The 11,949-nt window shown below is 66.3% G+C and carries 10 protein-coding genes; 9 read left to right on the top strand and 1 reads right to left on the bottom strand.

Going from position 1 to position 11,949, the window contains the following annotated elements; all coding sequences use genetic code 11:
• Positions 1-6: 6 nt before the first annotated feature.
• On the bottom strand, positions 7-186 hold the full coding sequence (locus tag OE856_RS07800) for a DUF1674 domain-containing protein (protein WP_263715519.1): 180 nt from the start codon (positions 184-186) through the stop codon (positions 7-9).
• 71 nt (positions 187-257) lie between these two features.
• Here OE856_RS07800 and OE856_RS07795 point away from each other — a divergent pair, with 71 nt between their 5' ends.
• The 9 genes from OE856_RS07795 (at position 258) to OE856_RS07755 (ending at position 11,908) form a co-directional block, all read left to right on the top strand.
• Positions 258-1,532, top strand: coding sequence for an RsmB/NOP family class I SAM-dependent RNA methyltransferase (locus OE856_RS07795; protein ID WP_263715518.1), 1,275 nt, complete (start codon positions 258-260; stop codon positions 1,530-1,532).
• Between the two features lie 89 nt (positions 1,533-1,621).
• Positions 1,622-3,385: a heparinase II/III family protein gene (locus OE856_RS07790; protein WP_263715517.1), complete on the top strand. Its 1,764-nt coding sequence runs from the start codon at positions 1,622-1,624 to the stop codon at positions 3,383-3,385.
• Positions 3,386-3,400: 15 nt separating this feature from the next.
• Positions 3,401-4,990 carry a bifunctional phosphoribosylaminoimidazolecarboxamide formyltransferase/IMP cyclohydrolase gene (gene purH, locus OE856_RS07785; RefSeq protein WP_263715516.1) on the top strand — a complete coding sequence of 530 codons (1,590 nt, stop codon included), beginning with the start codon at positions 3,401-3,403 and terminating at the stop codon, positions 4,988-4,990.
• A 3-nt stretch (positions 4,991-4,993) separates the two neighbouring features.
• Positions 4,994-5,464 carry a signal peptidase II gene (gene lspA, locus OE856_RS07780; protein ID WP_263715515.1) on the top strand — a complete coding sequence of 157 codons (471 nt, stop codon included), beginning with the start codon at positions 4,994-4,996 and terminating at the stop codon, positions 5,462-5,464.
• Positions 5,465-5,514: 50 nt separating this feature from the next.
• The gene (locus tag OE856_RS07775; RefSeq protein ID WP_263715514.1) at positions 5,515-6,057 is read left to right on the top strand and encodes a DUF3035 domain-containing protein; all 543 of its coding nucleotides are present in this window, start codon (positions 5,515-5,517) and stop codon (positions 6,055-6,057) included.
• 81 nt (positions 6,058-6,138) lie between these two features.
• Complete coding sequence (locus OE856_RS07770; RefSeq protein WP_263715513.1) at positions 6,139-7,479, top strand: M16 family metallopeptidase; 1,341 nt, start codon at positions 6,139-6,141, stop codon at positions 7,477-7,479.
• Positions 7,476-8,783, top strand: a complete 1,308-nt coding sequence (locus tag OE856_RS07765) for a M16 family metallopeptidase (protein WP_263715512.1) — start codon at positions 7,476-7,478, stop codon at positions 8,781-8,783. Before OE856_RS07770 ends, OE856_RS07765 begins: the two co-directional genes overlap by 4 nt.
• Positions 8,784-8,840: 57 nt before the next feature.
• Positions 8,841-10,676 carry a DNA mismatch repair endonuclease MutL gene (gene mutL, locus OE856_RS07760; protein WP_263715511.1) on the top strand — a complete coding sequence of 612 codons (1,836 nt, stop codon included), beginning with the start codon at positions 8,841-8,843 and terminating at the stop codon, positions 10,674-10,676.
• Positions 10,673-11,908 carry a DNA recombination protein RmuC gene (locus OE856_RS07755; protein WP_263715510.1) on the top strand — a complete coding sequence of 412 codons (1,236 nt, stop codon included), beginning with the start codon at positions 10,673-10,675 and terminating at the stop codon, positions 11,906-11,908. The genes mutL and OE856_RS07755 overlap by 4 nt, the downstream gene beginning before the upstream one ends.
• Positions 11,909-11,949: the final 41 nt, after the last annotated feature.

Genomic DNA, 11,949 nt, shown 5'->3' with positions numbered 1-11,949 from the left:
CCGGCCTCAGAAATCGATGGCGATGCCCTTTTTCTCCCAGTCGCCATAGCGCACGGGCTCGGGGCCATCGCGCCCGCCCAGTTCCTTGGGCAATGCCTCGGCAGCGGCTTTCTTGCGGCGTTCCTCGGCCTCGGCCAGCGCGCGCTGGGCGGCGGGGGGCAGGTCTTTGTTGGAATCGTCGCTCATGGGCTCACTCCTTGTCGGGCGCGGGGGATTGATATACCCCGGCCTCGACACAGGCAAGCAAAGGGGCCGTCATGGCGCAAAAGGCAGATCCGGTTCGGTTGGCGGCGGTGCAGTTGCTGCATGCGGTTCTGGATGAAAAACTGGCCCTGACCGAACTGACCGGCGAGGATGGCCCGCTGGGGTCGCTGTCGCCCGCCGAGCGCGCCCGCGCGCAGCGGCTGGTGGTGTCGACCCTGCGCCATATGGGTCGTGCCGATGCGGTGATCAAACCCCTGCTGCGCAAGCACCCGCCCGAAGATGTGCTGTTGGTGCTGCGGCTGGCGATCGTTGAAATGCTGGAAGAGGGCTCTGCCCCGCATGGGGTGGTGAATGCCGCCGTGAACCTGCTGCGCCTGCATCCGCGCACGGCGCCCCTGGGCGGGCTGGCCAATGCGGTGCTGCGCAAGGCCTCGACCGTTACACCAGACGAATGGGCCGCGCTGACGCCCACGCGCATGGCCGGGTGGCTGCGCGGTCGGCTGGAAAGCAAGCTGGGCCGCGCCGGGGTGCTGTCGCTTGAGGTGGCTCATGCCGCCGGTGCGCCGCTGGACCTGACGCCCAAGGGCGATGCTCAGGCGCTGGCCGAACAGGTGGGGGGCGAGGCCCTGCCGACCGGGTCGGTGCGCGTGCAGGGCAGCGTGCAGGTTTCGGCCCTGCCGGGCTATGACACGGGCGACTGGTGGGTGCAGGATGCTGCCGCCGCGATTCCCGCGCGGGTGCTGGATGCGAAACCGGGCGAGGCCGTGGCTGATATCTGCGCCGCGCCCGGCGGCAAGACGATGCAACTGGCCGCGACCGGCGCCGATGTGACCGCGCTGGATATTTCCGGGCCGCGTCTGGAGCGGCTGCGTGAGAACCTGACCCGCACCGGCTTGACCGCAAATGTGGTCAAGGGTGACTTTCTGCACTGGCAGGCCGGGCCATTCGACGCGATCCTGCTGGATGCGCCCTGTTCGGCCACCGGCACGCTGCGCCGTCACCCCGATCTGCCGCATGTGCGCAGTGGCAAGGATATCAAGCCGCTGTTCGACTTGCAGGCCCAGATGATCGACCGCGCGCTGACCCTGCTGAAGCCGGGCGGGCGGATGGTCTATTGCACCTGTTCGCTGTTGCCCGAAGAGGGCGAGGACCAGATCGCCGCCGCGCTGGAGCGTCATCCCGGCCTGGTGGTCGAACCTGCCGATCTGGCCGGGCTGGAGCCGGGCTGGACCGATGCCCAGGGCGGGCTGCGGCTGCGGCCCGATTACTGGTCTGAACGGGGCGGGATGGATGGGTTCTACATCGCCCGTCTGCGCAAACCCGCCTGAGCCGGCACAAGGGCGGTGACAGGCCGCCGCCCGGGGGCTATCCTGCGGCCCAAAGCGGGACAGCCGCGTGAGAGCAGACAAGCGGATCAATGGCAGGGCAGATCACCACCGGCAACTGGACGGCCCGGTGCAGCGGTTACATGAACCGGCTGCAGGCGCGGATGTCGTCGCTGGCGCGCCCGGCGGGCGGGTTCGTGTCGCAGCCCGAGCCGCGCACCATCGGCGGCTATGCCCGTGGCAAACAGCTGATCAGCGGCAACTACCTGTTCGCGGGCTATCTGGTCGAGGCCCCCGGCGCCCCGGTCTGGGACGTGCCGCCGCCCTCGCTGGCCTTCGAAGAGGAAATTCACGGCTTTCGCTGGCTGGATGATCTGGCGGCGGTGGGCGATGGCGCGGCGCGCAAACAGGCGCAGGCCTGGATCGCCACCTGGATCGACCGCTATGGAAACGGCACCGGCGTGGGCTGGACGCCCGACCTGACCGGGCGGCGGATCATCCGCTGGATCAACCATGCGATCTTTTTGCTGGCGGGGCAGGAAAAAAGCGGCTCGCAGGCCTATTTCCGCTCGCTCGGGCAACAGACGATTTTCCTGTCGCGGCGCTGGAAGGCCGCCGCGCCGGGCCTGCCGCGCTTTGAGGCGCTGACCGGGCTGATCTATGCCGGGCTGGCCTTGCAGGGCATGGGCCGCCACGTGGCACCGGCGGCACGGGCGCTGGCGCGCGAATGCCGCCAGCAGATCGACGCCCAGGGCGGCATCCCCACCCGCAACCCCGAAGAATTGCTAGAGGTGTTCACCCTGCTCAGCTGGGCCGCCTCGGCGCTAGAGGCCTCGGGGCAGACACCCCCGGCCGAGCATGTGGACGCGATCCGGCGGATTGCGCCGACGCTGCGCACGCTGCGTCATTCCGATGGCGGGCTGGCGCGGTTTCATGGCGGCGGGCGCGGGGCCGAGGGGCGGCTGGATCACGCATTGGCGGCCTCACGCATCAAGACCCCCGCGGCGGATGGGCTGGCCATGGGCTATGCCCGGCTATCGGCGGGGCGATCCAGCGTGATCATCGACGCCGCGGCGCCGCCCACCGGGGCCGCATCCTACAACGCCCATGCCTCGACCCTGGCGTTCGAGCTGACATCGGGGCGGCGGCCGGTGATCGTGAATTGCGGCTCTGGCGTATCTTTTGGCGAAGACTGGCGGCGCGCGGGCCGCGCCACGGGGTCGCATTCGACGCTGGAGATCGCGGGCTATTCGTCGTCGCGCCTTGCGCCGCGCCGACAGATCGGCGGCCATGGGCGCGAGTTGCTGGCCGATGCCCCGCGCAAGGTGCGTGCCGAGCGCGAAGCCGGCCCTCAGGGGCAGGTTCTTAGCGGCTGGCATGACGGTTATGCCCGCACCCATGGCCTGGTGCATGCGCGGCAATTGTCGCTGTCGCCCGACGGGCGGATGTTGACCGGCGAAGACACGCTGGCCGCGCTGACCGACGACCATCTGGCCACGTTCGACGCGGTGATGACCCGCAGCAAGTTGCAGGGCGTGGTCTACAAGCTGCGCTTTCATCTGCACCCGGATGTGGATGCCGCGCTGGACATGGGCGGTAACGCGGTGTCGCTGGCGCTGAAAAGCGGCGAGATCTGGGTGTTCCGCCATGACGGCCATGCCGAGCTGATGCTTGAGCCGTCGGTTTACCTGGAAACCGGGCGGCTAAAGCCGCGCGCAAGCCGTCAAATCGTGCTTTCTTCGCGGGTTTTGATGCAGGCTGGCCAGTTAAACTGGACCCTCGCCAAGGCACAGGATACACCGCAGGCGATTCGGGATCTCGTCACCGACGATGATCCGCTGCCCGAAGAAAACTGAACAGGACACCGACCGATGACCGACCTCGTGCCGCTGCGCCGCGCGCTGATTTCCGTATCCGACAAGACCGGACTGATTGATTTCGCCAAGGCGCTGGATGCGCGCGGGGTAGAGTTGTTGTCGACCGGCGGCACCGCCAAGGCGCTGCGCGACGCGGGCCTGGCGGTCAAGGACGTGTCGGAAATCACCGGTTTCCCCGAGATGATGGACGGCCGGGTCAAGACGCTGCACCCCAAGGTGCATGGCGGCCTGCTGGCGCTGCGCGACAACCCTGAACATGTCGCCGCGATGGATGCGCACGGTATCGGCGCGATCGACCTGCTGGTGGTGAACCTTTATCCGTTCGAGGCCACCGTCGCCAAGGGCGCGGCCTATGACGATTGCATCGAGAACATCGACATCGGCGGCCCCGCGATGATCCGCGCTGCCGCCAAGAACCACGGCTTTGTCAGCGTGGTTGTGGATGTCGAGGATTACGACGCCCTGCTGGCCGAACTGGCCGCCAATGACGGTGCGACCGGGCTGGGCTTCCGCCAGAAGCTGGCGCAGACCGCCTATGCCCGCACCGGCGCCTATGATGCCGCCGTCAGCAACTGGATGGCTGGCGCGATTGGCGAAACCACGCCGCGGTATCGCTCGTTCTCGGGCAAGCTGGCCCAGACCCTGCGCTATGGCGAGAACCCGCATCAGCAGGCGGCGTTCTATACCGATGGCACCAACCGCCCCGGCGTGGCCACCGCTGTGCAGCATCAGGGCAAAGAGCTGTCCTATAATAACATCAACGACACCGACGCCGCGTTCGAGCTGGTCGCCGAGTTCGACCCCGCCGAAAGCGCCGCCTGTGCGATCATCAAGCACGCCAACCCCTGCGGCGTGGCCAAGGGCGCGACGCTGGTCGAGGCGTATAAGGCCGCGTTCGACTGTGACCGCACTTCGGCCTTTGGCGGCATCATCGCGCTGAACCAGCCGCTGGATGCCGACACCGCGCGCGAGATCTCGGGCATTTTCACCGAGGTTGTTATTGCGCCCGGCGCGTCGGACGAGGCCAAGGAAATCTTTGCCGCCAAGAAGAACCTGCGCCTGCTGACCACCGAGGGTCTGCCGAATGTGCTGGAGGGCGGCCAGACCGTGCGCCAGGTCGCGGGTGGCCTGTTGGTGCAGAACAAGGATGCCGGGTTCGTGGGCATGGATGACCTTAAGGTCGTCACCAAAAAGGCCCCGACGCCTGAGCAGATGCGCGACCTGCTGTTCGCCTGGAAAGTGGCGAAACACGTCAAGTCGAACGCCATCGTTTACGTCAAGGACAACGCCACCGTCGGCGTCGGCGCCGGCCAGATGAGCCGCGTCGATTCGGCCCTGATCGCCGCCAAAAAGGCCGAGCGCATGGCCGAGGCCCTGGGCCTGCCGCAGCCGCTGACCATCGGGTCGGCCGTGGCGTCGGATGCGTTCTTCCCGTTCCCCGACGGTCTGCTCGAGGCCGCTGCCGCTGGCGCGACCTGCGTGATCCAGCCCGGTGGTTCGATGCGTGACAACGAGGTGATTGCCGCCGCCGACGAGGCTGGCCTTGCCATGGTGTTCACCGGCATGCGCCACTTCCGTCACTAAGCGATGCGCCTGCTGTCCCTGATCGCAGTCGTCGTTTTCGTGGTCGACCAGGCCACGAAATACGCGGTCGTGGTCGGGATGGACCTGCAAAACCGGCTGGCCATCGACGTATGGCCGCCGTTTCTCAATTTTCGCATGGCGTGGAACCGGGGCGTCAATTTCGGCCTGATGGCCAATGACGCCGACCTGATGCGCTGGGTGCTGGTCGGCGTTGCGGGCGCGATCTCGCTGGGCGTGCTGATCTGGCTGCGCCGAACGCCGCAGCCGCCGCTGGCGATGGCCTCGGCCGGGGTGCTGGTTGGCGGGGCGCTGGGCAACATGGTCGACCGCATCGTCTGGGGCGCGGTGGCCGATTTTCTCAACATGTCCTGCTGCGGCATCAACAACCCGTTTTCATTCAACGTGGCCGACATCGCGATCTTTGCCGGGGCGCTGGGGCTGATCCTTTTTACACCCGGCAACAAGACCCCGTGACGTGGCCCCTGCCTTGGGCTAAACAGGGCCGAACGGTGAAGGAGACCGGTATGCCTGTTGTTCGCGCTATTGCCCTGATTTCGGTAGCTGCCCTTGCCGGGCTGGCGGGTTGTTCGCGCGATGAAGAGCCGCAGCTGTTCAACATCCGCGAGGGCCGCGCGCCCGACGAATTCAATTTCGTGCCCAACAAGCCGATCGAAGTGCCCGAAACGCTGGACCTGGCCGCGCTGCCCGCGCCGACGCCGGGCGGGGCGAACCGGGTTGATCCCACGCCAGAGGCCGATGCCATTGCCGCGCTTGGCGGGCGTCCGGAGCGTTTGCAGGAAACCGGCATTCCCGCCTCTGACAGCGCGCTGGTCACGCAGGCCTCGCGATTCGGGGTGGCAAACGATATCCGCCCGATCCTGGCCGCCGAAGACCTGGAATTCCGCAAGGAAAACCGCGGCCGCTTCCTAGAGCGGGTGATGAACGTGTCGGTCTATTTCAAAGCCTACCGCGAACAGTCGCTGAACCAGCATGCCGAGCTGGAGCGCTGGCGCCGCGCCGGCGTGCGCACCGTGGGCGCGCCGCCCGAGAACCCCAACGCCAACTGATCCGATCACAGTCTCTTGGGTGGGGTTGAACTGACGGCACGAAGCCGTAGCTTAACCCCAGTGATTTGCCGGAGATTGCCGATGATGCGCCTGTCGCGCCTGCTTGTAGCCACGTGTTCGCTGTTTCTTGCCGGGGCCGGTGCGGGGCGGGCCGATGATGTCACCAGTTTTACGCTGGATAACGGCATGCAGGTCGTCGTCATCGAAGACCACCGCGCCCCCGTGGTGGTGCATATGGTCTGGTACCGGGTCGGGTCCGCCGACGAGCCTCCGGGCAAGTCGGGCCTCGCCCATTTCACCGAACACCTGATGTTCAAGGGCACGGATTCTTTCCCCGAGGGCGCGTTTTCCGATCTGGTCGAGGCCAATGGCGGCTCGGACAATGCGTTCACGTCCTATGATTACACCGGCTATCACCAGCGCGTCGCCGCCGACCGGCTGGCCCTGATGATGGAGATGGAGGCCGACCGCATGACCGGCCTGACCCTGGGCGAGGCCGAGGTGCTGACCGAACGCGACGTGATTCTTGAGGAACGCAACCAGCGCACCGAAAATTCGCCCGGCGCGCTGTTCACCGAGCAGCGCAACGCCGTGCAATATGTGAACCATCCCTACGGCATTCCGGTAATCGGCTGGCGCGCCGAGATGGAGGGCCTGACCCGCGCCGATGCGCTGGAATTCTACCGCCGCCATTACGCGCCCAACAATGCCATTCTGGTGGTCGCGGGCGATGTCACCCCTGACGATGTGCGCGCCTTGGCCGATACCTATTACGGCCCCATCGCCCCCAGTGATGCCGTCACCCCGCGCGCCCGTCCGCAAGAGCCCCCGCAACGTGCCGAGCGCCGGCTGACCCTGGCCGATGCGCGTGTGGCCCAGCCCTATCTGGTGCGCAGCTACCTTGCGCCCGAGCGTGACCCGGGCGACCAGAAAACCGCCGCCGCGCTGGTCTATCTGGCCGAGCTGCTGGGGGGCGAGGGCGCGACCTCGCTGCTGGGGCAAAAGCTGATGTTCGAGGAACCCACCGCGCTTTACACCGCCGCCTGGTATAGCGGCACCAGCCTCGATGACACGACATTCGGCATGATCGTCGTGCCCAGCCCCGAAGTGCCCCTGCAAGAGGCCGAGGCGCGTATGGATGCGGTGATTGCCGAGTTCATGGAAACTGGCGTCGATCTGGCCCTGTTTGAAAGCCTCAAGATGCAGCTGCGCGCCTCGAATATCTATGAAAAGGACAGCGTTGCCGGGCTGGCGCAGAAATACGGGCAGGCGCTGGCGGTGGGGCTGACGGTCGAGGATGTGCAGGCCTGGCCCGACGTGTTGCAGGCCGTTACCCCCGATGACGTGATGGATGCGGCACGGATGGTGTTTGATCGCCGGGCCTCGGTCACCGGCTGGCTGGTGCGGGAGGAAACCCAATGATTCGGATCATCAGTGCCCTTTGCCTGATGCTGGCGGCGCTGCCGGCGCGCGCGGCGGTCGATATTCAAGAGGTCACCTCGCCCGGTGGCATCAACGCCTGGCTGGTGGAAAGCCATGAAATTCCGTTCGTCGCGCTGGAAATCCGGTTTCAAGGCGGCGCAGGCCTGGATGCGCCGGGCAAGCGCGGCGCGATCAACCTGATGACCGGCCTGCTGGAAGAGGGCGCCGGCGACATGGATGCCCGCGCCTTTGCCACGGCGCGCGATGGTCTGGCGGCGCGCATTTCCTTTGACGTGCATAACGACGCGCTGTCGGTCTCGGCGCAGTTCCTGACCGAGAACCGCGATCAGGGGGTCGAGCTGCTGCACCTTGCGCTGACCGAGCCACGGTTCGACGATGACGCGGTCGAGCGCGTGCGCGGGCAGGTGCTGGGCGGTATCCGCGCCCGGCAGAAAGACCCCGACGACATCGCCAGCGACCGGTTTAACGCGCTGGCCTTTGGCGATCATCCCTATGGGTCAGACGTGAACGGAACGCTGGATGGCGTGGCCGCGCTGACCCGCGACGATCTGATCGCCGCAAAGGATCGGGTCATGGCGCGCGACCGGCTGTTCGTGTCGGCGGTGGGCGACATCACCGCCGAGGAGTTGGGCGCGCTGTTGGATCGGCTGTTCGACGGCCTGCCCGAAACCGGCGCGCCGATGCCGGGCCGGGCCGATTTCGCCCTGACCGGCGGTATTGACGTGGTGCCCTATGACACGCCGCAATCGGTGGTGGTGTTCGGCCATACGGGCATTCCGCGCGACGATCCTGATTTCTTTGCGGCCTATGTGTTGAACAGCGTTCTGGGTGGCGGCGGGTTCTCGTCGCGCCTGATGGAAGAGGTGCGCGAAAAACGCGGCCTGACTTATGGCATCGCGACCTATCTTTATAACCTCGACCACGCTGACATGGTGCTGGGCAAGGTGGCCTCGGCCAACAATCGCGTCGCCGAGGCGATTGAGGTCATCCGCGCCGAATGGGCCCGCGCCGCGACCGAGGGCATCACCGAGGACGAGTTGGACACCATCAAGACCTACCTCACCGGGTCGTATCCGCTGCGGTTCGATGGCAACGGACCGATCGCCAATATCATGGTCGGCATGCAGATGGAGGGGCTGGGCCTCGACTACATCGCCACCCGCAACGACAAGGTCAACGCCGTCACGCTGGACGATGTGCGCCGCGTGGCCGCGCGGCTGCTGGATGCGGATGCGCTGCATTTCGTGGTGGTGGGGCAGCCCGAGGGACTGCCGGGCAACTGATCCCGCGGGCGAAACTATGGTGGCAGAATCGGGCGGGGGCATGCTAATTGTTGTGGCATGAACCAGCCCAACCCCAATATAAGCGCCGATTTGCCGATTATCCGCCAACTGGATGAGGCCGCCATCAACCGTATCGCGGCAGGCGAAGTGGTGGAACGGCCGGCCTCGGCGGTCAAGGAACTGGTCGAGAATTCCATCGATGCCGGCGCCACGCGGATCGAGGTGGCGATTGCCGATGGCGGCAAGACGCTGATCCGGGTCACCGATGACGGCTGCGGGATCGCGGCCGATCAACTGCCGCTGGCGCTTAGCCGACATGCGACCTCGAAGATCGACGGGTCGGACCTGCTGGATATTCATTCCTTCGGCTTTCGGGGCGAGGCGCTGCCCAGCCTGGGCGCGGTGGGGCGGCTGAAGATCACCTCACGCGCCGGGGGCGAGGCGGCCGAGATTTCCGTCGCGGGCGGGGCCATGGGGCCGGTGCGGCCCGCCGCGCTGACCCGTGGCACGGTGGTCGAATTGCGCGATCTCTTTTACGCCACGCCCGCGCGGCTGAAATTTCTGCGCAGCGACCGGGCCGAGCATCAGGCCATCACCGATGTGATCAAGCGCCTTGCCATGGCCGAGCCGTTCATCGGCTTTACCCTGCGCGATGTGTCGGGCGGCGGCGAGGGGCGCGTGGTGTTTCGCGCCGATCCCGAAAGCGGCGACATGTTCGACGCGCTGCATGGCCGTCTGGCGCGGGTTCTGGGCACCGAATTCGCCGAGAACGCGCTGGCGGTCGATGCCGAGCGCGAGGGCTTTCACCTGACCGGCTATGCCGCGCTGCCGACCTATTCGCGTGGGTCTGTGGTGGCGCAGTATCTGTTCGTCAATGGCCGCCCGGTGCGCGACAAGCTGTTGATCGGTGCGCTGCGCGGCGCCTATGCCGATTTCCTGTCGCGCGACCGGCATCCGGCGGCGGCGCTGTTCGTCGATTGCGACCCGCATCTGGTCGATGTGAACGTGCACCCCGCCAAGGCCGAGGTGCGGTTTCGCGAGCCGGGGATCGTGCGCGGGCTGATCGTGTCCGGCTTGCGGGCCGTGCTGGCGGGGGCGGGGCACCGGGCCTCGACCACCGTGGCCGGGGCGACGCTGGGCGCGATGCGGCCCGAGCCGGTGACTGGCGCGCCGCGCGTTTATCAGATGGACCGGCCCAGCCTTGGCGCGATGCGCGCCAGCTATGCCGCGCAGGCGCCGATGCCGCCGATGCCGGGTTTTGCCGAGGCGCCCTCGGCCCGTGTTGAGGATATCGTCGAAGACACCTCCGCCGATCTGCCTTTGGGCGCGGCGCGGGCGCAGGTGCACGAAAACTATATCATCGCTCAGACCGAAACCGGCATCGTGATCGTCGATCAGCATGCCGCGCATGAACGGCTGGTCTATGAGAAACTCAAACGCCAGATGGCCGAGAATGGCGTGGCGTCGCAGGCCCTGTTGATCCCCGAGATCGTGGACCTTAGCGCCGGAGATTGCGCGCGCCTGCTGGATCACGCCGAGGATCTTGCCAAGCTGGGCCTGCATATCGAAGCCTTTGGCGGCAGCGCGATCTGTGTGCGCGAAACCCCGGCCATTCTGGGCGAGATCAACGCCAAGGCGATGCTGACCGACATTCTGGACGAGCTGGACGATCTGGGCGACAGCCAGATGGTGCAGGCCCGGATCGAGGCGATCCTCAGCCGGGTGGCCTGTCATGGCTCGATCCGGTCGGGGCGGCGGATGCGGGCCGAGGAAATGAACGCGCTGCTGCGCGAGATGGAGGCCACGCCCCATTCGGGTCAGTGCAACCACGGTCGGCCCACTTATGTGGAGCTGAAACTCTCTGATATCGAAAGGCTGTTCGGGCGCACATGATCCAGATTGGCGGACAGATGTATGCGATCAGCGATCCGCTGGTTCTGGGGATCATCGCGGGGGCGCTGGTGGTGCTGCTGGTGCTGGTGCTGCTGATTGCCACCCTGCGCCGGTCGGGCCGGGCGGCCGACATGACCGCGCCGATCATCTATCAGATGGATCAACTGGGCCGCGCGGTGGAGATGTTGGGCCAGGGGCAGGAACGGCTGGCGGGCGGCTTGCAGACCGTGTCGGATGCGCAGGCCAACAGCCAGACCAAGGTGGTGCAGACCATGGAAATGCGTCTGGCCGAGGTGCAGCGCCAGATGAACGAGACCCTGCATGTGAACGCGCTGAAATCGGCGCGCTCGATTTCCGACCTGAACGAGCGGCTGGACAAGACCCTGGGCACGAACAGCGAAAAAACCACCAAGTCGCTGACCGAATTGCAGGAACGTCTGGCCACGATCGACCGCGCACAGGCGAATATCGAGAAACTGTCGGGTGATGTGCTTAGTTTGCAGGACATTCTGTCGAACAAGCAGACCCGCGGCGCGTTTGGTGAAATTCAGCTGAACGATATCGTCGGCAAGGCCCTGCCGCGCGACAGCTATACGTTGCAGGCGACTCTGTCGAACGGCAAGCGGGCCGATTGCCTGATTCACCTGCCCAACCCGCCGGGGCCGATCGTCATTGATGCGAAATTTCCGCTGGATGCCTATGAGGCGCTGCGCCGGGCCAAGACCGACTATGAGGTCAACGAGGCCGCCAAGGCGCTGCGCACCGCGGTGCGCAAGCATATCCGCGACATTTCCGAGAAATACCTGATCGAGGGCGAAACCGCCGACGGTGCGATCATGTTCCTGCCCTCCGAGGCGGTCTATGCCGAGCTGCACGCCAATTTCCCCGAGCTGGTGCGCGAGGGGTTCAACGCGCGGGTCTGGATCGTGTCGCCGACCACCTGCATGGCGACGCTGAACACGATGCGCGCCATTCTGAAAGACGCCCGGATGCGCGAACAGGCGGGCGCCATTCGCAAGACCCTGCGGATGCTGCATCGCGATGTGGAAATCGTGGTCGAACGGGTGGGCAAGCTGGACACCCATTTCCGACAGGCGCGCGAAGATCTGGACGGCATCGGCACGGCCGCTGAACGGGCAGGCAAACGGGCCGCGCGGCTGGATAATTTCGACTTCGAGGAACTGGCCCCCGACGAGGGTGCGCAGGTCGTGGCGCTGGGCAAGCGCGACTAGGCGCGGGCGCCGCAAATCCACTTGTGCGGGGCGCGCAATGG

Source organism: Actibacterium sp. XHP0104 (assembly GCF_025751515.1).
Classification (GTDB): Bacteria; Pseudomonadota; Alphaproteobacteria; order Rhodobacterales; family Rhodobacteraceae; genus Actibacterium_D.
Note: the sequence above shows the minus strand (reverse complement) of the source record. Positions and strands in the feature narration are given on the sequence as shown.

Coding starts and splice junctions, on each gene's coding strand:
- OE856_RS07800 (WP_263715519.1), bottom strand. CDS start 186: ATGAGCGACGATTCCAACAAAGACCTGCCCCCCGCCGCCCAGCGCGCG.
- lspA (WP_263715515.1), top strand. CDS start 4,994: ATGCGCCTGCTGTCCCTGATCGCAGTCGTCGTTTTCGTGGTCGACCAG.
- purH (WP_263715516.1), top strand. CDS start 3,401: ATGACCGACCTCGTGCCGCTGCGCCGCGCGCTGATTTCCGTATCCGAC.
- OE856_RS07775 (WP_263715514.1), top strand. CDS start 5,515: ATGCCTGTTGTTCGCGCTATTGCCCTGATTTCGGTAGCTGCCCTTGCC.
- OE856_RS07770 (WP_263715513.1), top strand. CDS start 6,139: ATGATGCGCCTGTCGCGCCTGCTTGTAGCCACGTGTTCGCTGTTTCTT.
- mutL (WP_263715511.1), top strand. CDS start 8,841: ATGAACCAGCCCAACCCCAATATAAGCGCCGATTTGCCGATTATCCGC.
- OE856_RS07795 (WP_263715518.1), top strand. CDS start 258: ATGGCGCAAAAGGCAGATCCGGTTCGGTTGGCGGCGGTGCAGTTGCTG.
- OE856_RS07790 (WP_263715517.1), top strand. CDS start 1,622: ATGGCAGGGCAGATCACCACCGGCAACTGGACGGCCCGGTGCAGCGGT.
- OE856_RS07765 (WP_263715512.1), top strand. CDS start 7,476: ATGATTCGGATCATCAGTGCCCTTTGCCTGATGCTGGCGGCGCTGCCG.
- OE856_RS07755 (WP_263715510.1), top strand. CDS start 10,673: ATGATCCAGATTGGCGGACAGATGTATGCGATCAGCGATCCGCTGGTT.